The sequence below is a fragment of the Comamonas sp. MYb396 genome (assembly GCF_037479555.1).
GTDB lineage: Bacteria > Pseudomonadota > Gammaproteobacteria > Burkholderiales > Burkholderiaceae_C > Comamonas.
In genome coordinates this window covers 445,499-467,201 of the sequence record NZ_JBBGYU010000001.1, presented here as the reverse complement: position 1 = coordinate 467,201, position 21,703 = coordinate 445,499, and the positions used below count along the sequence as shown (strand labels likewise).

Annotated in this window: 19 protein-coding genes; 14 read left to right on the top strand and 5 right to left on the bottom strand. The window is 62.5% G+C overall.

The genetic code is table 11. The annotated features are described in order from the left end of the window. The first annotated feature begins 36 nt into the window (after positions 1-36). The gene (locus WH265_RS02250; protein WP_339557194.1) at positions 37-1,017 is read left to right on the top strand and encodes a virulence protein RhuM/Fic/DOC family protein; all 981 of its coding nucleotides are present in this window, start codon (positions 37-39) and stop codon (positions 1,015-1,017) included. Between the two features lie 90 nt (positions 1,018-1,107). Here WH265_RS02250 and fabI read toward each other — a convergent pair whose 3' ends face one another. Next, a complete protein-coding gene (gene fabI, locus WH265_RS02245) occupies positions 1,108-1,908 on the bottom strand; it encodes an enoyl-ACP reductase FabI (protein ID WP_021027875.1) in 801 nt (266 codons plus the stop codon). 121 nt (positions 1,909-2,029) lie between these two features. On the opposite strand from fabI, the gene WH265_RS02240 reads away from it, so the two are divergent. Together WH265_RS02240 and WH265_RS02235 are read left to right on the top strand one after the other, a co-directional pair. Next, positions 2,030-3,868: an extracellular solute-binding protein gene (locus WH265_RS02240; protein ID WP_339557193.1), complete on the top strand. Its 1,839-nt coding sequence runs from the start codon at positions 2,030-2,032 to the stop codon at positions 3,866-3,868. A 134-nt stretch (positions 3,869-4,002) separates the two neighbouring features. After that, positions 4,003-5,028, top strand: a complete 1,026-nt coding sequence (locus tag WH265_RS02235; protein WP_021027873.1) for a microcin C ABC transporter permease YejB — start codon at positions 4,003-4,005, stop codon at positions 5,026-5,028. A 52-nt stretch (positions 5,029-5,080) separates the two neighbouring features. Here the strand turns inward: WH265_RS02235 and WH265_RS02230 are convergent, their stop codons facing one another. Further along, entirely contained in the window at positions 5,081-5,554 is a 474-nt protein-coding gene (locus WH265_RS02230) for a DUF2127 domain-containing protein (RefSeq protein ID WP_339557192.1), read from the bottom strand. Positions 5,555-5,724: 170 nt separating this feature from the next. Between WH265_RS02230 and WH265_RS02225 the strand changes: the two genes are divergently transcribed. From WH265_RS02225 to WH265_RS02210, 4 genes are all read left to right on the top strand, one after another. Then, positions 5,725-6,864: an ABC transporter permease gene (locus tag WH265_RS02225; protein ID WP_339557191.1), complete on the top strand. Its 1,140-nt coding sequence runs from the start codon at positions 5,725-5,727 to the stop codon at positions 6,862-6,864. Next, positions 6,857-8,494, top strand: a complete 1,638-nt coding sequence (locus tag WH265_RS02220; protein WP_339557190.1) for an ABC transporter ATP-binding protein — start codon at positions 6,857-6,859, stop codon at positions 8,492-8,494. Before WH265_RS02225 ends, WH265_RS02220 begins: the two co-directional genes overlap by 8 nt. A gap of 84 nt (positions 8,495-8,578) precedes the next feature. Then, complete coding sequence (locus WH265_RS02215) at positions 8,579-9,364, top strand: ABC transporter ATP-binding protein (RefSeq protein WP_339557189.1); 786 nt, start codon at positions 8,579-8,581, stop codon at positions 9,362-9,364. Next, positions 9,361-10,113, top strand: coding sequence for an ABC transporter ATP-binding protein (locus WH265_RS02210; RefSeq protein ID WP_339557188.1), 753 nt, complete (start codon positions 9,361-9,363; stop codon positions 10,111-10,113). The genes WH265_RS02215 and WH265_RS02210 overlap by 4 nt, the downstream gene beginning before the upstream one ends. 79 nt (positions 10,114-10,192) lie before the next feature. Here WH265_RS02210 and WH265_RS02205 read toward each other — a convergent pair whose 3' ends face one another. The 3 genes from WH265_RS02205 to WH265_RS02195 form a co-directional block, all read right to left on the bottom strand. Next, positions 10,193-10,795, bottom strand: coding sequence for a lipocalin family protein (locus WH265_RS02205; RefSeq protein WP_339557187.1), 603 nt, complete (start codon positions 10,793-10,795; stop codon positions 10,193-10,195). Between the two features lie 520 nt (positions 10,796-11,315). Further along, positions 11,316-11,636, bottom strand: coding sequence for a MerR family transcriptional regulator (locus WH265_RS02200; protein WP_339536485.1), 321 nt, complete (start codon positions 11,634-11,636; stop codon positions 11,316-11,318). A gap of 2 nt (positions 11,637-11,638) precedes the next feature. Next, on the bottom strand, positions 11,639-12,604 hold the full coding sequence (locus tag WH265_RS02195; protein WP_339557186.1) for a DnaJ C-terminal domain-containing protein: 966 nt from the start codon (positions 12,602-12,604) through the stop codon (positions 11,639-11,641). Positions 12,605-12,791: 187 nt separating this feature from the next. On the opposite strand from WH265_RS02195, the gene WH265_RS02190 reads away from it, so the two are divergent. The 7 genes from WH265_RS02190 to typA all read left to right on the top strand — a co-directional run bounded on the left by WH265_RS02190 (position 12,792) and on the right by typA (position 21,607). Beyond that, entirely contained in the window at positions 12,792-13,166 is a 375-nt protein-coding gene (locus tag WH265_RS02190) for a thioredoxin family protein (protein ID WP_339557185.1), read from the top strand. A 195-nt stretch (positions 13,167-13,361) separates the two neighbouring features. Beyond that, complete coding sequence (rimP, locus tag WH265_RS02185) at positions 13,362-13,961, top strand: ribosome maturation factor RimP (protein ID WP_021027865.1); 600 nt, start codon at positions 13,362-13,364, stop codon at positions 13,959-13,961. A gap of 69 nt (positions 13,962-14,030) precedes the next feature. Further along, the gene (gene nusA / locus WH265_RS02180) at positions 14,031-15,515 is read left to right on the top strand and encodes a transcription termination factor NusA (RefSeq protein ID WP_021027864.1); all 1,485 of its coding nucleotides are present in this window, start codon (positions 14,031-14,033) and stop codon (positions 15,513-15,515) included. A gap of 23 nt (positions 15,516-15,538) precedes the next feature. Continuing rightward, positions 15,539-18,400, top strand: coding sequence for a translation initiation factor IF-2 (infB, locus tag WH265_RS02175; protein ID WP_312990055.1), 2,862 nt, complete (start codon positions 15,539-15,541; stop codon positions 18,398-18,400). Positions 18,401-18,406: 6 nt separating this feature from the next. Further along, positions 18,407-18,784 carry a 30S ribosome-binding factor RbfA gene (gene rbfA / locus WH265_RS02170; protein ID WP_021027862.1) on the top strand — a complete coding sequence of 126 codons (378 nt, stop codon included), beginning with the start codon at positions 18,407-18,409 and terminating at the stop codon, positions 18,782-18,784. Positions 18,785-18,788: 4 nt separating this feature from the next. Next, entirely contained in the window at positions 18,789-19,781 is a 993-nt protein-coding gene (gene truB, locus WH265_RS02165; RefSeq protein WP_339557184.1) for a tRNA pseudouridine(55) synthase TruB, read from the top strand. After that, a complete protein-coding gene (typA, locus tag WH265_RS02160; protein WP_021027860.1) occupies positions 19,778-21,607 on the top strand; it encodes a translational GTPase TypA in 1,830 nt (609 codons plus the stop codon). The genes truB and typA overlap by 4 nt, the downstream gene beginning before the upstream one ends. Positions 21,608-21,703 lie beyond the last annotated feature (96 nt).

Here is a 21,703-nt window from a genome sequence, read left to right as displayed (position 1 = left end):
AATGGCGCGTCCCTTTGTTCTGATGTAATACCAGCCATGATTGACAACGTTCATTCCATTGCTATCTACTCTGGGCCTCAGGGCCAGGTGGATGTGCGTATGCATGGCGATACGGTTTGGCTTAACCAAGAGCAAATGACCCAGCTTTTTGGCCGTGAACGCTCCGTGATTACCAAACACATTCGCAATGTGTTCAAGGAAGCAGAGTTGGAAGAAGAAGGCAATGTGCAAAATTTGCACCTTGCCCATTCCGACAAGCCCGTGCGCTTTTACAGCCTGGATGTCATAATCTCTATCGGGTACCGGGTCAAGTCTCAACAAGGCGTGCAGTTTCGCAAGTGGGCAACGGGCGTGCTTCGAGAGCATCTCACGCGCGGCTATACCCTTCATCGTCATAGATTAGAGGCAAACGCCATAGAGCTGCATGCGGCCCTAGAGCTGGTACGCAAGGCGGCACAGATGCCGGAGCTGACAGCTGAAACGGGACGCGGCCTCGTGGACATCGTAACGCGATATACCCATACGTTCTTATGGCTGCAGCGCTACGATGAAGGATTGCTTGCTGAGCCGCATGCCCAACAGGGCGGTCGTCTGCCGACTGTTCATCAGGCGCGGGAGGCGCTTGCCGGTCTCAAAGCGAACTTGATGCAACGAGGAGAGGCTACTGAGCTATTTGCGAGAGACAGAGGTGATGGATTGGCTGCGCTGTTGGGCAATTTGGACCAAAGCATATTCGGAGAGCCTGCCTATCCTAGTATCGAGGCCAAAGCGGCACATTTGCTGTATTTCGTGATCAAGAATCATCCCTTTGCGGATGGAAACAAGCGGAGCGGTGCATTTTTATTTGTCGAGTTTCTGCACAGAAATAGACGCTTGTTAGGCGATGATGGTCAGCCAGTGATCAATGATGTTGGTTTGGCAGCCTTGGCACTTCTGGTGGCTGAATCAGATCCGACGCAGAAGGACGTCCTGATTCGTCTGATCATGCATATGTTGGCAAAAGGGAATGTCGATTGATGGATTGAGCATTGCGTCTCCGCTCCATGAACGGAAGCAAAAAGCCCCGCAGGCACCAAGCCTGCGGGGCTTTTGTTTACGCGGAAGGGCTTAGACCTGGTCGGCCGACAGACCCGCCGTCTGGCTGAAGCCACCGTCCACATAGGTGATCTCGGCGGTCACGCCCGAGGCCAGATCGCTCAGCAGGAAGGCGGCGACATTGCCCACGTCTTCGATGGTCACATTGCGGCGCAGCGGGGAGGCGTCGGCCACGCGGCCGAGCAGCTTGCCAAAGTCCTTGATGCCCGATGCGGCCAGGGTCTTGATCGGGCCGGCGGAGATGCCGTTGGCGCGGATGGCGCGGCCGTCTTCGGTGCGGCCCACGGCCTCGGCCAGGTAGCGCACGGAGGCTTCCAGCGAGGCCTTGGCCAGGCCCATGGTGTTGTAGTTGGGGATGGAGCGCAGGGCGCCCAGGTAGGACAGGGTCAGCAGGGACGACTTGTCGTTGAGGTAGGGCAGGGCGGCCTTGGCCAGCGCAGGGAAGCTGTAGGCGCTGATGTCATGCGCAATGCGGAAGCCTTCGCGCGACAAGCCATCCAGGAAGTTGCCGGCAATCGCCTCGCGCGGTGCAAAGCCGATCGAGTGCACAAAGCCGTCGAACTTGCCCCAGGTGGCGGCCAGGTCGGCAAACATCTTCTCGATCTGGGCGTCATCGGCCACATCGCAGTCGAACACCAGCTTGGAGTCGAACTCGGCGGCAAACTCGCTGATACGGTCCTTGAAGCGTTCACCCACATAGCTGAAAGCCAGCTCGGCGCCTTGCTGGTGGCAGGCCTTGGCAATGCCATAAGCGATAGAGCGGTTGGACAGCACGCCCGTGATCAGCAGTTTCTTGCCGGTCAGAAATCCCATTGTTCTTCTCCTGATGAGTTCCAGGCCATGAGGAATGGCCAAAAAAGACTTGGGCACCGGCGCAAAGCGTTTCTCGGGGGTAAACGCTTGCACAGGTGGCCAGCTAGGGCAGAATTGTCGCATGCGATTCTGCCTTCCGCTGATTTTGTGTGCTGCTGCGGCAGCACCTGCCTGGGCCAGCCATGCCTACGCCCTCTGGGGCGAGCCGCGCTACGCGGCGGATTTCAAGCACTTTGCCTATGCCAACCCCGAGGCGCCCAAGGGCGGTGAGCTGCGGCTGGTCAGTGCGCTGCGCTACTCCACGTTTGACAAATACAACCCCTTTACGATCAAAGGCTCACCCCCGGCTTATATGGCCGAGATGCTGTTTGACAGCCTGCTGATTGCCAGCCTGGACGAGACGACGACCGGCTACGGCCTGCTGGCCGAGGACATCGATGTGGCCGCCGATGGCATGTCTGCGACATTCAAGATGCGCAAGGCGGCGCGCTTTCACAACGGCAAACCGGTGCTGGCCCAGGATGTGAAGCACAGCTACGAGGCGCTGATCAGCCAGTACGCTGCGCCCGGCTACAAGACCTTGCTGGCCGATGTGCAGGGCTGCGATGTCATCGACGACCGCACGGTGCGTTTTCGCTTCAAAAAGCCCAACCGCGACCTTCCGCTGACCGTGGGCAGCCTGCCGGTCTTTAGCCGCGGCTGGGGCCTGGGCGCCGATGGCAAGCCCAAGCGCTTTGACCAGATCGTGACCGATATGCCCATCGGCAGCGGCCCCTACAAGATCGGCCCGGTGGTGTTTGGCCGCGACATTACCTACGTGCGCGACCCCGACTACTGGGCCAAGGACCTGCCCGTGCGCGTGGGCAGCGCCAATTTTGACCGGGTCACGATCAAGATCTACAAGGACAACACCGCCAAGCTGGAGGCGCTCAAGGCTGGCGAGTTCGATGTGATGCGCTTTTTCAGCGCCGGCGACTGGGCGCGGCGCCTCTATGGCAAGCGCTTTGACCGGGGTGAGCTGCGCAAGGGAGACTTTGCCAACAAGCTGCCGTCGGGCTTTCAGAGCTATTTTCTGAACCTGCGCCGCCCGCTGCTGCAGGATGTGCGGGTGCGCGAGGCGCTGGGCCTGGCGTTTGACTACGAGTGGATGCAGCGCCAGCTGTTCTACGGCGCCTACGAGCGCGTGCATGGCCTGTTTGGCAACACCATGTGCGAGACGCATGGCAGCCCGAGTGATGCCGAACTGGCCCTGCTCAAGCCCTTTGAGAAAGACCTGCCCGCCGGCACCTTGGGGCCGCTGCAGGATCCCCCCCGCACCGACCAGGGCAGCAGCCTGCGCGACAACCTGCGCAAGGCCCAGGCGCTGTTGGCCGATGCCGGCTGGAAGGTGGACACAAATGGCGTGCTGCGCAATGCCAAGGGCGAAGCGCTGGAGCTGGAGTTTCTCGACAGCAACGAAGGCGGCATTCGCACCGTGTCCACCTGGATGCGCAACCTGGAGAAGCTGGGCATCAAGCTCCGGCTGCGGGTGGCCGATTACGCGCTCTACCAGCAGCGGGTCGACAAGTTCGACTATGACCTGATATCGGTCAATGTGCCGGGCACCAATATCCCGGGCCAGGAATACGCCGAGCTGTTTGGCAGCGCGGCGGCGGAGCAGGAAGGCTCGGGCAATTTCATTGGCTTGAAGAGCCCGGCCGTCGATGCGATGATTGCCCAGATGGCCAGCGCCAAGAGCGAGCAGGAGCTGTTGCCCGCCTGCCATGCGCTCGAGCGCATCATTGTGGCGGGCCACTACCTCATCCCACAGTGGTATGCCGCCAGCCACCGCGTGGTGTATGACGCCTGGCGCCTGGTCGAGCCGCCGCAGGTGCCGGCCTATGTGCCGGGCGAGACCTGGGTGATGTACTACTGGTGGGCGCGCATGCCGCCGATCACAGCTGACACGGCCAAGCCATGACCCGCCCGGATGCAGCGCCCCGCCGTTATATGATCCTTCTCACCGCCCCAGCGCGCCTGCCGCGCTGCCCAGGCCTTTTCTGCCACAGTGCCACGGCGCTTGCCCGCCCGTGCTGACATTGGAGCCCGCCCCGCATGCTTGCCTATATCCTCAAACGTTTGCTGCTGATGATCCCCACCTTGTTCGGGGTCTTGCTGCTGACCTTTGTGGTGATCCAGTTTGTGCCTGGCGGCCCGGTCGAGCAGTACCTGGCAGAGGCCAAGGCCGGCAACCGGGGCGCGGAGGGCGCGGGCATGGGCTACCGGGGCGCGCAGGGCATTGACCCCAAGCGGCTCGACGAGATCAAGGCCTTGTACGGTTTTGACAAGCCGCCCATCGAGCGCTTTGTGCAGATGCTGGGCCAGTTCGCCCGCTTTGATCTGGGCAACAGCTTTTTCCAGAACAAAAGCGTCTGGCAACTGATCAAGGACAAGCTGCCCGTCTCCATCAGCCTGGGGCTGTGGACCTTTTTCATCAGCTACCTGATTGCGGTGCCGCTGGGCATTGCCAAGGCCGTGCGGGCGGGCAGCCGGTTTGACATGGTCACCACAGTGATCGTGCTGGTGGGCTATGCGATACCCGGCTTTGTGCTGGGCGTGGCGCTGTTGGTGATCTTTGGCGGGCAGCTGCAGTGGTTTCCGCTGCGAGGGCTCACCTCATCGGGCTGGGAGGAGATGGGTTGGGCCGCCAAGCTGGTGGACTACCTCTGGCACATCACCTTGCCAGTCACCGCCATGGTGGCCGGCAGCTTTGCGGTGACGGCCATGCTCACGAAAAACGCCTTTCTCGAAGAGATCCGCAAGCAGTATGTGGTGACGGCCAAGGCCAAGGGTCTGAGCGAGCGCCAGGTGCTGTGGCGCCATGTGTTCCGCAATGCCTTGCTGCCGATCGTCACGGGCTTTCCGGCGGCCTTTGTCGGCGCGTTCTTCACCGGGGCCTTGTTGATCGAGACGCTGTTCTCGCTCGATGGCCTGGGCCTGCTCAGTTACGAGAGCGTGCTGCGCCGCGATTACCCGGTCGTGCTGGGCACCTTGTACCTGTTTACCTTGATCGGTCTGCTCACCAAGCTGGTGAGCGACCTGTGCTATGTCTGGGTGGATCCGCGTGTCAAGTTTGACTGAGGCGCGCATGCCTGCATCGGCCAGCCCAGCGCCAGCGGCCTGCCGCCGCGCCTCAGGCCTTGCGGCGCAGCTGCAGGCGCCGCAGCAGCACGGCCACGACGACGATGTTGAGCAGCAGCACCAGCGCGCCTTGCCAATGGCGGTGCGCCAGCAGGTGCTGCACTTCCAAGGGGATGTACAGCCCCGAGGACAGCGCGCCCAGCCATTCGCCCCAGGCCTTGTCATGCCACAGGCCCCAGGCCTCCAGCCAGCGCAGCGCGATATAGGCCGCGCCCAGCAACACCAGCGTATGGGCGGAGGTGGCATTGATCTTGTCCACCCAACCGATCAGCACGGCCGGGTAGCGGGCGTTGGGCGAGAGGCCAACGTGGCCGATCAGCTCCAACGCGAGGCGGTGCAGATCGTGGTGCAGCAGGCTGAGCAGTCCCAACAGGCCCAGCAGCGCGGCAACGCCTTTGAGCGCTTCAAAAATGGCAATGCTTTTGAGCGCGGTGCGCAGGGCTTGGGGGCTGGTGCTGACGGGCATGGCGCAGAGCATGGCCGATGGCGCGCCGTTTGGCTGTCGGCCAATGGCGACAGCGCAGCACCCCGTGCCGTCGCCGCCACCGTTGCCCACGTCGGCCCCAGGCCGCCCTATTCAGTGACAGCAGTGACAGGAGGGGGACGGTGCGCACACCGTCTCTGCAGACCATAACGATGACCGAGCCTGTTTCCCCACTTCCCCCCGGCCGCTCGCCCGCCGCTCGCGCCTGGCGCCGTTTCAAGTCCAACAGACTGGGCTTTTACAGCCTGCTGATCTTTGTGGTGCTGGTGGTGCTCAGCCTGTTTGCCGAGCTGATCAGCAACGACAAGCCGCTCATCGTGCGCTATGAGGGACAGACCTATTTCCCGCTGGCCAAGGACTACCCCGAGACCAGTTTTGGTGGCGACTTCCACACCGCCACCGATTTTCTCGATCCCTTCATCCAGCAGCAGCTGCGCAAGGATGGCAACTGGGCGATCTTTCCGCTCAACCGCTACGGCCCCAACACCATCAACTACTTTGCCAAATCGCCCACGCCTTCGGCACCCTCTGCCGACAACTGGCTGGGCACCGATGACCGGGGGCGTGATCTGCTGGCCCAGCTGATCTACGGCTTTCGCGTCAGTGTGCTGTTTGGCCTGGCGCTGACGGCCGTCGGCACGCTGATCGGGATTCTCACCGGTGCGATACAGGGCTTTTTCGGCGGCAAGGTGGACCTGGTGTTCCAGCGCTTTACCGAAATCTGGAGTGCCATGCCGATCCTGTACCTGCTGATCATCTTCAGCGCGGTGCTGGCGCCCAGCGCCGGCCTGCTGCTGGTGCTGCTGAGCCTGTTTGGCTGGATGGCGCTGTCCGACTATGTGCGGGTGGAGTTTTTGCGCAACCGCCAGATGGACTATGTGAAATCGGCGCGGGCCCTGGGCGTGCCGAGCTGGAAAATCATGTGGCGCCATATCCTGCCCAACAGCATGACGCCGGTGGTCACCTTTTTGCCGTTCCAGATGAGTGCCGCGATCCTGACCCTGACATCGCTGGATTTTCTGGGCCTGGGCGTACCCCCGGGCACCCCCAGCCTGGGCGAGCTGTTGAACCAGGGCAAGAACAGCATCGATGCCTGGTGGATTTCGCTATCGACCTTTGCGGTGCTGGTCGCCACCTTGCTGCTGCTGACCTTCATGGGCGATGCCCTGCGGGATGCGCTGGACCCGCGCAAGCAGCTGAATTCGCCGCGCGCTGGCGCAACGCCTGCTGCGCCTTCGGCTCAGCCTGCGCCGTCGGCCAGCGCAGATGCCAAGGAGGCCCGCCATGCTTGAGCAAGCGCAACCCCCGGTGGCCGTGCCCGCACCGCTGCTGCAGGTCAACCACCTCTATGTGGGCTTTGGCGGGCAGGACGTGGTCAAGGACCTGAGCTTTTGCATACAGGCTGGCGAGAAGCTGGCGTTGGTCGGCGAATCAGGCTCTGGCAAGACAATCACGGCCCTGTCGCTGCTGCGCCTGGTGGGCGAGGCCCAGTTGCGCGGCGAAGCGCTGATGGGTGGGCGCAACCTGCTGCAGATCTCCGAGCGCGAGATGCAAGCCGTGCGGGGCGATGAGATTGCGGTGATCTTTCAGGAGCCGATGACGGCGCTGAACCCGCTGATGACCATGGGCGCGCAGATTGCCGAGGTGCTGCAGCTCAAGCAGGGCCTGGGCGACAAGGCGGCCTGGGAGCAGGCGGTGCAGCTGCTGGCCACCACCGGCATCCCCGAGCCGCAGCGGCGCGCCGGCAGCTACCCGCACCAGCTCAGCGGCGGCCAGCGCCAGCGCGCGATGATTGCCATGGCGCTGGCCTCCCGGCCCAAGCTGCTGATCGCCGATGAGCCCACCACGGCGCTCGATGTGAGCCTGCGCGGCCAGATCCTGGAGCTGCTGAGCGACTTGCAACGCCAGACCGGCATGGCGGTGCTGATGATCACCCATGACCTGCCGCTGGTGCGCCATTTTGCCGACCGGGTCGCGGTGATGGAAAAAGGCCGCCTGGTGGAGCAGGGGGCCGTGGCCGAGGTGTTTGCCGCGCCCCAGCATGCCTATACCCAGAAGCTGCTGGCCAGCACGCCCCAGCGCCAGGTGGTGGCCCGCCAGCCTGAGGCACCCACGGTGCTGAAAACGCGCGGTCTGCAGGTGGCCTATGCCACGCCGCTGCCGGGCTTTGCCGGCTGGTTCCGCAAGGGCCGGTTCGAGGCGGTGCGCGGCGCCAGCCTGGCGCTGGGCAGGGGCCAGACCTTGGGGGTGATTGGCGAGTCGGGCTCGGGCAAGTCCACCTTGGCCCAGGCGATCCTGGGCCTGCTGCCCAGCCAGGGCGAGCTGCGCATTGGCCAAGAGACCTGGCAGTTGCCGGCCCAGCGCAACAGCGCGGCCAACCAGCAGCTGCGCCGCAAGGTGCAGGTGGTGTTCCAGGATCCGTTCTCGTCGCTGTCGCCGCGCATGACGGTGCAGGAGATGGTGGGCGAAGGCCTGCAGCTGGCGCAGCCCCAGCTGGCTCCAGCCGATCTGCAGCAGCAGGTGCTGGCGCTGCTGCAGGAAGTGGGCATGACCGAGGCCCAGTTCCCGGGCCTGCTCGAGCGCTATCCGCATGAGTTCTCGGGCGGCCAGCGCCAGCGCCTGGCCATTGCCCGTGCGCTGATCGTGGACCCCGAGATTCTGGTGCTGGACGAGCCCACCAGCGCGCTCGATGTCACCATCCAGCAGCAGGTGCTGGCCTTGCTGCAGCGCCTGCAGCGCGAGCGCGGCCTGAGCTATGTGCTGATCACGCACGATGTGGCGGTAATCCGGGCCATGGCCCATGAGGTGCTGGTGATGAAGGATGGCGAGGTGGTGGAGAGCGGCGAGGTCATGCAGGTGCTCGATGCCCCGCGCCAGGCCTACACGCAGCGCCTGATGGCCGCCAGCCTGGAGCTGGGCTGAGCGGGCAGCGCCCGGCAACGACTTTTTGAGCGGAATAGGGCCGCTGGCAGTGCGAAAGCTGCCTGCGGCATCAACGGGAAATCCATGACAGAACTGCTGCAAGTGACCGGTTTGGGCAAGCGCTTTGGCGGCGTGCAGGCCGTGGCCGATGTGAGCTTTGCCTTGCGCCGGGGTGAAGTGCTGGCACTGATTGGCCCCAATGGCGCGGGCAAGACCACCACCTTCAACATGCTGGGCGGGCAACTGGTGCCCGATGCCGGCAGCATGCTGCTTCAGGGCACGGCCCTGGGCGGCAAGCGGCCCCGCGAGATATGGCGGCTGGGCGTAGGGCGCACCTTCCAGATTGCCGAGACCTTTGCCTCACTGACGGTGGCAGAGAACGTGCAGATGGCCCTGCTGTCGGCCGCAGGCCGCATCTTTGGCCTGTGGCAGAAGGCGGCCCGCTTTCAGCGTGACGAGGCGCTGGCCCTGCTGGCGCTGGTGGGCATGCAGGACCAGGCCGACCGCGCTTGCAGCGCGCTGGCCTATGGCGATGTGAAGCGGGTGGAGCTGGCCATCGCCATGGCCCACAAGCCTGTGCTGCTGCTGATGGATGAGCCCACCGCCGGCATGGCGCAGGCCGAGCGCCTGCAACTGATGGCACTGACCCGGCAACTGGCCCGCGAGCGCGACATGGCCGTGCTGTTTACCGAGCACAGCATGGATGTGGTGTTTGCCTATGCGGACCGCATCATTGTGCTGGCGCGGGGCCGGCTGATTGCCGAGGGCGCGCCGGAGGCCGTGCGGCGCAACCCCGAGGTGCAGGCGGTGTACCTGGGCAAGGGCAGCACCTATGACAGCCAGGAACAGAGCCAGGAGCCAGCCGTATGAGCGCGCGGATACCCGATATGCACGCCGATCTGCTGCTGCAGGTGAGCGCGTTCAACGCCTGGTACGGCGAAGCCCATATTCTGTTTGATGTGGGGCTGGAGGTGCGGCGCGGCGAGGTCGTGGCCTTGATGGGCCGCAATGGCGCGGGCAAGTCCACCACGCTCAAGGCCATCATGGGCCTGGTGGAGCGGCGCAAGGGCATGGTGCAGTTCATGGGCCAGAACATTGCGCAGGCTGACCCCTGGCGCATTGCGCGCCTGGGCCTGGGTTATGTGCCGGAAGAGCGGCGCATCTTCAGCGACCTGACGGTGCTGGAGAACCTGGAAGTGGGCCGCCAGCCGCCCCGGCGCTGGGCCGATGGCAGCCTGGCCAGCCAGTGGACGGTGGATGAGTTGCTGGCCTTTTTCCCCAATCTGGCCGCCATGCCGCAGCGCGCTGGCGGGCAGATGAGCGGCGGCGAGCAGCAGATGCTCACCGTTGCCCGCACCCTCATGGGCAACCCCTATCTGGTGCTGCTCGATGAGCCCTCTGAAGGCGTGGCGCCTGTCATCGTCGAGCAGATGGCGCAAATGATTGTGCAGCTTAAGCAGCGCGGCGTGAGTATTTTGCTGTGCGAGCAAAACCTGCACTTTGCGCGCCTGGTGAGCGACCGTGCCTATGTGCTGGAGAAGGGCGCGATCGCGTTTGCCGGCAGCATGCAGGCGCTGATCGACGAAGAGCGGGCTGGCGCCAAGCGGATTGGCGTCTAAAGCGCCATCAGACAAAGCAAAGCCTGCACGCATCGCGTGCAGGCATGGGTGTCCCTCCAGAAATAAAAGGGACTGCGGCTTACCAGTGGCCGGTGGGGTTGATCCCGTCTTGCATCACCCAGTGGATGCGCGAGGTCTCCACGCCCATCAGCGCCGCCTGGTGCACCAGCATGTCGGTGGTCTTGCCATCGAGCACCGGCTGGCGCGAGAGCAGTTTGAACGAGTCGGTGGTGTCGCCCATCAGCATGGCCCAGCGGTAATCGGGGTCGATGGCGACGACATGGTAGCCCTCGTGGAAGGGACCCATGAACGAGGCCTTCATCGCGCCAAAGTTGGGCGCGCCGACAAAGCGGGCAATGCCATGGCCCTCGACCCAGCGGTGGGTGCCGGCATGGAAACCCCGGGTCGTGATGCCCAGGCTGCCGTCACTCAGCAGCTCGTATTCGATGCGTGAGCGCGTCAGCGGCTTGCCCAGGCCGCGCTCAATGCGGGCGATCTCGTACCAGTGGCCGACGAAGCGCTCTGCGTCAAAGTCGGCGACCGGCTCGATCAGGTCGACCGGCACCACTTTGCGGGATTTGTTGCTGGTCCACCAGTAAACGGCCAAGGCGGCCACGCCAGCTGCCAGGGGGAGCCAGAGAGAGCGCTGTTGCGGTCGTTGTTGATGATCGAGCTCTTGCATAAGAAATTATTCCTTGTTTTGTTTTCTGAATCCTAACCAGATAGGCGTAATTTACAAGCTGCCAGCGCGGGCCAAATGTAAGCAAAGCGCCTGATTTGCGCAGTTGCTTTGCGGTTTACATGCCTAATTTCGCACCCAGGCACGGGAATTAGCAGGTATTTTTATCTGCTCGCTTGGCATCTGTGGCCTAATGTCGGTTTTGTTTATCGCGAGGTCCCAGGATGGGCAACAAAATCGTTACGGAAGCTGACCGCAAGTTCACCCCTCAACCCACGTTGCCTAACGGCAAGAGCCTGCCTACGGCCGGTCGTGGTCAACAGGCTAGCCGTGCCCGTGGCACTGCTACCCGTTCCAAGAAGAACCCAGGCAAGCGTACGCACAAGGGCGGTTAATACCGCTACCGGTTTTGCCCCGTCCGCATGCCGCGCTTGCCACGATCAGGCGCGGCATGCGGATGGAGCTTTTTCGGTAAGGATGAGCCCGCATCAGCGGGCTTTTTTGCGTCTGTCTGAAGGGGTTGTCAGCGCTGCAAGCGGCGGCGCAGCTCCAGCACCTCTTCCATCAGGTCGACGGTCAGCGCGGCCAACTGGGGGTCGGCATCATAGGTGTGCTCCAGCAGCGCCACACGGCGCGCGCGCACGATGCAGGTGGCCGCAAAGCGCCAGCTGGTGACGGCTTCGGGGTTGCGTGTGCCGGTGCTGGGGGTGAGCACGCCATCGACGACGCGGGCCTGCACCCAGTCCAGGTTGCGCTGGCAGGCCTGGGCCAGGCTGGCCGCATCGAGGCTGTCGTCGTCAATGATCTGCAAGCTGCTGGTGTGTACGGTCGTGTAGTGGGGCATGGTCACACTCCTTGGCGAGGCTGGTAGTGGGGAAAGGCCTGGGCAAAGGCCGCGTAGGCCTCGCGCTCCTGCTCGGTCGTGGCCGGTGGTATGTGCAGTTGCAGCTCCAGGTACAGATCACCTGGCGTGGCAGCGGGCAGGCCCTTGCCCTTGATGCGCAGCTTGCGCCCGGCCGACCAGCCTGCAGGAATCGTCACTTCCAAGGTGCCGGCCGGCGTCTTGACCTCCGCGCTGCCGCCCAAAGCCGCCTCCCAGGGGCTGACGGGCATCGGCATATAGACATCCTTGCCTTCGGCACGCCAGCGCTTGTCGGGGCGAAAGTGCACTTCGAGCAAGAGATCGCCTGCTGGCCCACCCTGGTAGCCGGGTCCGCCCTGGCCGGCCAGGCGAATCATCTGGCCCTCGCGCACCCCGGCAGGGATCTTCACCTGCAGCTGGCGCTCCTGGCTGCGTACTTCGCCATCCTCGGTCACCTCCTGGCCGTGCAAGGTCAGCATGCGTTCGCTGCCCTGGTAGCTGTCGGTCAGGTCCAGCTCGATGCTGGCGTGCTGGTCCTCGCCCCGCATCGCCGCACGTGGCCCGCCGCTGCCAGGGCCACCGCGCTGGGCGCGTGCTGCGTCGCCAAACATCTGGCGAAAGAAGTCGCTGTAATCGGCATCGCCCCCCATGCTCTGGCGGCGAAACTGGTAATCGCCGCTGTCAAAGCCCTCGGCGCTGCGGAAGGGGTTGCCCGCGCCTGCCCCAAAGCCGCGCGGCGCGTCGAGCATCGCGTCGTATTCGGCACGCTTTTGCGCATCCGACAGCACCGCATTGGCCTCGTTGACCTCGGCCATGCGCTGGGCGGCGTCTTTTTCCTTGCTCAGGTCCGGGTGGTATTTGCGGGCGAGCTTGCGAAATGCTTTTTTGATCTCGTCTGCGCCGGCCTTTTTGTCCACGCCCAGAACGTCGTAGTAGTTTTTCGAATCCATGCCTGCTCCCGAAGATATGGCAGTTTGCTGTTGTACAGGCAACTGCCCAATGGCTGATGACTTCCTAGAACTTAGTTGCTTTTGGGTCTGATTCAAGTCAGAGAAGCGCGTATTCTCAAAGGCAGCAGGGCCCTCGGATACCGCAATGGTGGTACAAATACGCCTTTGTGTGTGGGATGGGTTGTGTATGACCGAGGCTGCGACGGCGCCCTGGCTGGTGGTGTGTTTGTGCGCGCAGTGGTGCGGTACCTGTGGCCAGTACCAGTCTGCCTTTGATGCGCTGGCCAAGGAGTGGCCGGGCATGGCCTTTGTCTGGCTGGATGTCGAGGATGAGGAAGAGGCGCTGGGCGAGCTCGATATCACCACCTTCCCCACGGTGCTGCTGGGGCGCGGCACCGAAGCCATGTTCCTGGGCCCCGTTCTGCCTCAGCCCGGCGTGCTGCAGCGCATGCTGGAGCGTTTTTCGCAAGGTGACGCGCAGGCCTTGCCCCCTGGCGATGAAGCCCATGCGCTGCTGCAGCGCACCGCGGCCATTGTGCAGGCGCGCAATACACAGACTTAGTCGTTCGCACGCCTAAAAGCCACTGCGCATCATTGCATCGATACTGGTTTGCCCCTATAATTGATGTCTACACGACCAACTGGGCGGTGCCAACCGCCCATTTTTTTTGGTCGCATGTTTTTCAGCTCGATGCTGCGGAATGTGTAACATTCCGTGGTTCTCGGGTTTTTTGTATTTGCGGGATAAATAGCACACGTGAGCTTGCAAGAAACCACCCTACAAACGGTGAGCGGCCTGGGCTACGACTTGGTGGAGATCGAACGCTCTGCCAGCGGCCTTTTGCGCATCACCATCGACCTGCCTTGGAATGCGGATGAAGTCCGCCCGGAAGGCGTGCCAGAGCAGTTTGTGACGGTGGAGGATTGCGAGAAGGTCACCCGCCAGCTGCAGTTTGCACTGGAAGTCGATGGCGTGGAATACAAGCGCCTGGAAGTGTCCTCGCCCGGTATTGACCGTCCATTGCGTCATGAGCAGGATTTCATCCGCTTTGCCGGCGCGGTGGTGGACCTGACGCTGAAGGAATCCATCGGTGCAGCTGCCGAGGGCACGACCATCAGCGCCAATCGCAAGAAATTTCGGGGCACGCTCGAGCGTACCGAGGCAGGTGGCTGGCAGATCGTCTGGAGCGATGCGCCGCCTGTGAAGCCCGGTGCCCGCGTGAGCAAGAAGCGCCCACCGGCACCGCTGCAAAGCCTGGGTTTTACGCTCGATGAGTTGCGTGAAGCGCGTCTGGCACCCATCGTGAGCTTCAAGGGCAGGGCGGCAGCAGGTGCTGCCGACGAACCCCAGGCCTGAGTGGCCCCGCACATGGTGGCGCTGATGATGCCGCCTTCTGGTTAAAGATTGAAATAGGAGAGTCGTCGCATGAATCGCGAATTGTTGATGCTGGTGGATGCCATCGCGCGCGAAAAGAACGTAGAGCGCGATGTGGTGTTCGGCGCTGTGGAATCTGCCCTGGCCCAGGCTACGAAGAAGCTGTATCCCGGCGAAGTGGATGTGCGTGTGGCTATCGATCTCGATACCGGCGACTACGACACCTTCCGCCGCTGGCTGGTGGTGCCCGATGATGCTGGCCTGCAAAACCCTGACGCCGAAGAAATGCTGATGGATGCCGTTGACCGCAAGGCAGACGCGCAGGTGGGCGACTACATCGAAGAGCAGATCGAATCCGTGCCTATCGGCCGTATCGGTGCCATGGCGGCCAAGCAGGTGATCCTGCAAAAGATCCGTGACGCCGAGCGCGAGATGCTGCTCAACGACTTCATGGCACGCGGCGACAAGATCTTCAACGGCACCGTCAAGCGCATGGACAAGGGCGACATCATTGTCGAGTCCGGCCGCGTGGAAGGCCGCTTGAAGCGCGGTGAAATGATTCCGAAGGAAAATCTGCGCAATGGTGACCGCGTTCGCGCGATGATCATGGACGTGGACCTGACCCTGCGCGGCGCGCCGATCCTGCTCTCGCGCTCTGCGCCCGAGTTCATGGTCGAGCTGTTCCGCAACGAAGTGCCCGAGATCGAGCAAGGCCTGCTGGAGATCAAGAGCTGCGCCCGTGACCCTGGCAGCCGCGCCAAGATCGCCGTGCTCAGCCACGACAAGCGCATTGATCCGATCGGCACCTGCGTTGGCGTGCGCGGCAGCCGCGTGAACGTGGTGACCAATGAGCTCGCTGGCGAGCGCGTGGACATCGTGCTGTGGTCCGAGGACCCGGCCCAGTTCGTGATTGGCGCACTGGCGCCGGCCAATGTGTCCTCGATCGTGGTGGACGAAGAAAAGCATGCCATGGATGTGGTGGTGGACGAGGAAAACCTCGCGATCGCCATTGGCCGTGGTGGTCAGAATGTGCGTCTTGCCTCCGATCTGACGGGGTGGAAGATCAACATCATGGACGCGGCCGAATCGGCCCAGAAGCAGGAAGAGGAAACCAGCACTTCCCGCAAGCTGTTCATGGAAAAGCTGGATGTGGATGAGGAAATCGCTGACATCCTGATCGAAGAAGGTTTCTCCAGCCTGGAAGAAGTGGCCTATGTGCCGCTGCAGGAAATGCTGGAAATCGAGAGCTTCGACGAAGAGACCGTCAATGAGCTTCGCACGCGCGCCAAGGATGCGCTGCTGACGATGGAAATCGTCCACGAAGAGAGTGTTGCCCGTGTTTCCCAAGCGTTGCGTGATCTGGAAGGGATGACGCCTGAGTTGGTAGCCCAGCTGGAAGCTGGTGGAATCCACACGCGTGACGACCTGGCCGATTTGGCCATTGATGAATTGACCGAGCTGACCGGACAGTCTGCCGATGACGCAAAAGCCTTGATCATGAAGGCCCGCGAACATTGGTTTGATGGACAGGAATAAGGTCAGGAGGCACGGAACAAGATATGTCGAGTAATACTGTCGCCGAGTTCGCTGTTGAACTCAAGAAATCACCGGATACATTGCTGGAGCAACTGCAAGCCGCAGGCGTGTCCAAGCACGATGCATCCGATGCACTGACTGAAACGGACAAACAAGCGCTGTTGTCCCATCTGCAGGCCGCCCACGGCGCTGCCGACCGCAAGAAGATCACATTGACCAAGAAATCTACCAGCGAGATCAAACAAGCCGACGCCACGGGCCGGGCACGCACCATCCAGGTGGAAGTGCGCAAGAAGCGGACCTTCGTCAAGCGTGACGAAGTGGCCGAGGCCGATTCCGACGAAGCCCTCAAGCACGCCGAAGCCAAGCAAAAGGAAGCCGAACACAAGGCTGACCTGGTCAAGCGCGAAGAGGAAGCCCGCCGCGAAGTGGACCTGATCGGCAAGCAGGAAGCCGATCTGGTGCAGCAACGTGCCGAGCGCGCCGAGCGTGAAGAGCGCGAGCGCAAGGAACGTGAGGCGGAAGAGCGCGCCGCTGCCTACGTGGCCAAGACGCAAGAGCGCAAGGCCCAGGAAGCTGCCGAGCAGGAAGAGGCTGCGCGCCGCCACGCCCAGGAGCTGGCTGCCCGCAACGAAGCCCAGGCTGAAGCCAAGAAAAAGGCCGAAGACGAATCCAAGGCCCGCGAGGCGGAGGAAACCGCGCGCGCTGTCGACCTGGACGAGCGCCGCCGCAAGGCCCTGGCCGAGGCAGAAGCCATTCGCGCCATGATGAATGCACCCAAGAAGGTGCTGGTGGCCAAGAAGCCTTCGGAAGAGAAGAAGGAAGTCAAGGCCGCTGATGCCAAGAAGGGCACCTTGCACAAGCCTGCCACGACCGGCACTGGCGCGGCCAAGCCTGCCGCTGGCGCAGCGCCTGGCAACAAGGAAGTCAAGTCGGCCAAGCTGTCTTCGAGCTGGAGCAACCAGAACGACAGCAACGGCAAGAAGAAAGAACTCAAGACCCGTGGTGATTCCTCGGGTGGTGTGGCCGGTCGCGGCAACAACTGGCGCTCGGGCCCCCGTGGCGGCCGTCGCGGCAATGACCGCAACGACCACCGTGGCGCGCAATCGGCAGCACCGGTGGAAGCACGCGTGCTCGACGTCTATGTGCCCGAGACCATCACCGTGTCCGAGCTGGCCCACAAGATGGCCATCAAGGCATCCGAGGTGATCAAGTCGCTGATGAAGATGGGCCAGATGGTCACCATCAACCAGCCGCTGGACCAGGACACCGCGATGATCGTCGTGGAAGAAATGGGCCACAAGGCACATATCGCCGCACTGGACGATCCGGAAGCGTTCACCGCCGAAGAAGAATCCCAGGCCGAATCCGAAGCGCTGCCACGCGCGCCGGTCGTGACCGTGATGGGCCACGTCGACCACGGCAAGACCTCGCTGCTGGACTACATCCGCCGCAGCAAGGTCGCTGCGGGCGAAGCCGGCGGCATTACGCAGCACATTGGTGCCTACCACGTGGAAACCCCACGCGGCATGATTACCTTCCTGGACACCCCTGGTCACGAGGCCTTCACGGCCATGCGTGCCCGTGGTGCACAGTCGACCGACATCGTGATTCTGGTGGCCGCTGCCGACGACGGCGTGATGCCCCAGACCAAGGAAGCGATCAAGCACGCCAAGGCCGCTGGTGTTCCTATCGTGGTGGCCATCACCAAGGCTGACAAGCCCGATGCCAACCCCGAACGCGTCAAGCAGGAGCTGGTGGTCGAGCAAGTGGTGCCCGAAGAGTACGGTGGTGACTCGCCTTTCGTGGCCGTGTCGTCCAAGACCGGCCAAGGCATTGACGAGCTGCTCGAGCAAGTGCTGCTGCAGGCCGAAGTGCTGGAACTCAAGGCACCGGTGGAAGCCAATGCCAAGGGTCTGGTGATCGAAGCCCAGCTGGACAAGGGCCGCGGCCCGGTGGCCACGGTGCTGATTCAGTCCGGTACCTTGAAGGTGGGCGATATCGTGCTGGCTGGTCAAACCTATGGCCGCGTGCGTGCCATGGTCGACGAAGACGGCAAGGTTGCCAAGGAAGCCGGTCCATCGCTGCCCGTTGAAATCCAGGGTCTGTCGGATGTGCCGCAAGCCGGTGACGACTTCATGGTGCTGCCCGATGAGCGCCGCGCCCGTGAAATCGCGACCTACCGTGCTGGCAAGTTCCGCAACACCAAGCTGGCCAAGCAACAAGCGGCCAAGCTGGAGAACATGTTCGCCGAAATGGGTGCGGGCAACGTGCAATCGCTGCCGATCATCATCAAGGCCGACACCCAGGGTTCGCAAGAAGCGCTGGCTGCCTCCTTGCTCAAGCTGTCGACCGACGAGGTCAAGGTGCAGATGGTCTACACCGGCGTGGGCGGTATCAGCGAGTCGGATGTGAATCTGGCGCTGGCCTCCAAGGCGATCGTGATCGGTTTCAACGTGCGTGCCGATGCGCAAGCGCGCAAGACCGCCGAGAGCAACGATGTCGATATCCGCTACTACAACATAATTTACGACGCTGTCGATGAGTTGAAGGCGGCCATGTCCGGCATGCTCGCTCCCGAGCAACGCGAAGAGATCATCGGTATGGCCGAGATCCGCACCGTGTTCGTGGCCTCCAAGATCGGCACTGTGGCTGGTTCGTACATCACCCAGGGTCACGTTACCCGCAATGCACACTTCCGTCTGCTGCGCGACAACGTGGTCATCTACACCGGTGAGATCGACTCGCTGCGCCGCCTCAAGGACGACGTCAAGGAAGTCAAGGAAGGCTTCGAGTGCGGTATCAAGCTCAAGAACTACAACGACATCAAAGAAGGTGATATGTTGGAAGTCTTTGAGATCAAGGAAATCGCTCGTACGCTGTAATTTCCGATGGCAACTCGCAAGAAAACTGCTGCGCCCAATCGCAGCTTCAAAGTCTCCGACCAGATCCAGCGGGATCTGTCGGAGCTGATCGCCCGTGAGTTGAAGGACCCACGTGTGGGCATGGTGACGCTGCAAGCCGTTGAGGTGACGCCGGACTATGCCCACGCCAAGGTCTATTTCAGCTTGCTGATCGGTGACCCCGACCAGACCCAGGACGCACTGAACCAGGCAGCTGGCTTCTTGCGCAATGGCCTGTTCAAGCGCCTGCATATCCACACCGTGCCGACCTTGCACTTCATCTACGACCGCACCACCGAGCGTGCCGCCGACATGAATGCCTTGATCGCCAAGGCCGTGGCATCGCGCGGACCCGAGGAAGGCTGATCGCATGCATGCCTCTCGCACACGGGTGCAGCGGCGCCCTGTGCACGGGGTGTTTCTGCTCGATAAACCCATTGGCCTGTCCAGCAACGACGCTTTGCAAAAAGTGAAGTGGCTGCTGCGCGCCGAAAAAGCGGGCCATACCGGCACGCTCGACCCATTGGCCACGGGTGTGCTGCCGCTGTGTTTTGGCGCGGCCACCAAGTTCAGCCAATTGCAGCTCGATGCCCCCAAGACCTATGAGGCCCTGGTACACCTGGGTGCTACCACCACCACCGGCGACGCCGAGGGTGAGGTGCTGCAGACCTGGGCGGTGGATGCGCCCGCGCTGACGCCCGAGAAACTGGCCGCCGTGGCGGCCCGCTTCACCGGCCCCATCAGCCAGGTGCCGCCGATGTACAGCGCGCTCAAGCGCGATGGCAAGGCCCTCTACGAATACGCCCGCGCCGGCATCACGCTCGAGCGTGAGCCGCGCGCTGTCACCATCTTGCATCTGACGCTGTCGCGTGTGCAAGAAGAGCAGGACTTTGTCGCGCTCAAGATGACGGTGCGCTGCAGCAAGGGCACCTATGTGCGTACGCTGGCCGAGGATATTGGCCAGGCGCTGGGCTACGGCGCGCATTTGCGCAGCCTGCGCCGCATAGAAACCGGTGGGATCGACCTGTCCCGCTGTATCAGCCTGCAAACCCTGGAAGCGACGCCCGATGCGGAGCGCCTGCAAACCGTGTTGCCTGTCGACACGTTGCTGGCAGCGCACACCCGTGTCACGCTCGATGGGGATAATGCAGGCAGATTTTTGTCCGGCTTGCGCCGGCGGGGTGAATGGGCCGATGCCGATGCAGTGGCCGTTTATGGAGAAGAGCCTCCTGCGCTTTTGGGTGTGGCACACATCCGGGCGCGCGAGCTCATTCCCGACCGCCTCTTAAGCCCCGTCGAGATTCAACAAATTTTGGAAGGAACGCCGCGCCCACAAGCCAGCGGCATTTTGGAAACATCATGAGCAAACAAATCCGCAATATTGCGATCATCGCCCACGTTGACCATGGCAAGACGACCATGGTGGACCAGCTGCTGCGCCAGTCTGGTACCTTCGCCGAACACGAAAAAGTCGTGGACACCGTGATGGACAACCACGCCATCGAGCGTGAGCGCGGCATTACCATCCTGGCCAAGAACTGCGCCGTGTCCTGGAACGACACTCACATCAACATCCTCGACACCCCCGGTCACGCGGACTTCGGCGGTGAAGTGGAGCGCGCGCTGTCCATGGTGGACGGTGTCGTGCTGCTGATCGATGCGCAAGAAGGCCCCATGCCCCAAACGCGTTTTGTGACCAAGAAGGCACTGGCCCTGGGTCTGAAGCCCATCGTCGTGGTGAACAAGGTCGACAAGCCCGGTGCCAACCCTGACAAGGTCGTGAACGCTGCGTTCGACCTGTTCGACAAGCTGGGCGCGACCGATGAACAGCTGGACTTCCCTGTGGTGTACGCCTCGGGCATCAACGGCTGGTCGTCGAAGGAAGAAGGCGAGCCAGGCGCGCAATGGGGCCCCGACATGTCGGCCCTCTTCGAAACCATTCTGGAACACGTGCCTGCTGTGCAGGGCGACGCGACTGCACCGCTGCAGATGCAAGTCTCCGCACTGGACTACTCCACCTTCGTGGGCCGTATCGGCGTGGGCCGTATCACCCAGGGCACGCTCAAGCCCGGCCAGCAAGTGGCCGTGATGGCCGGCCTGGACGGCAAGAGCTACACCGGCAAGATCAACCAGGTCCATACCTTCCAAGGTATTGACCGCGTGCAAGCCACCGAAGCCGGTCCTTCCGAGATCGTGCTGATCAGCGGTATCGAAAACATCGGTATCGGTGAGACCGTGACCGACCCGGCCAATCCACAGCCTCTGCCGATGCTGAAGATTGACGAGCCTACGCTGACCATGAACTTCTGCGTGAACACCTCGCCTCTGGCAGGTCGTGAAGGCAAGTACGTGACCAGCCGCCAGATCTGGGACCGCCTGCAAAAGGAGTTGCGCTCCAACGTGGCCCTGCGCGTCAAGGAAACCGACGAAGACGGTATCTTTGAAGTGGCTGGCCGTGGTGAACTGCACCTGACCATTCTGCTCGAAGAAATGCGCCGCGAAGGCTACGAGCTGGCCGTGTCCAAGCCACGCGTCGTGATGCAAATGATCGACGGCGTGCGCAACGAGCCTATCGAGCTGGTGACGGCTGACATCGAAGAAGGCCACCAAGGCGGCGTGATGCAAGCCCTGGGCGAGCGCAAGGGCGAGCTGGTGAACATGGAACCCGATGGCCGCGGTCGCGTCCGTCTGGAATACCGCATTCCGGCCCGTGGCCTGATCGGCTTCACCAACGAATTCCTGAACCTGACCCGTGGTTCCGGCCTGATCGCCAACATCTTCGACAGCTACGAGCCACACAAGGGCGAAATCGGCGGCCGCAAGAACGGTGTGCTGATCTCGATGGACGATGGTGAAATCTTCACCTACGCGCTGGGCAAGCTCGACGACCGTGGCCGCATGTTCGTCAAGCCCAACGACCCTGTGTACGAAGGCATGATCGTTGGTATCCACAGCCGTGACAACGACCTGGTGGTGAACGCGACCCGTACCAAGCAGCTGACCAACTTCCGCGTGAGCGGCAAGGAAGACGCGATCAAGATCACGCCTCCTATCGAGCTGTCGCTGGAATACGGCGTGGAGTTCATCGAAGAAGACGAACTGCTGGAGATCACCCCCACCAGCCTGCGCGTGCGCAAGCGCCACCTGAAGGAACACGACCGCAAGCGCGCATCGCGCGAAAACGCATAATCTGCGTTGCGACGTGATCCAACACCAGCAAAGGCCGCATCTGCGGCCTTTTTTGCGTCTTAGACTTGCTGAAAGTAGGCGGGCGAACTGTGGCGA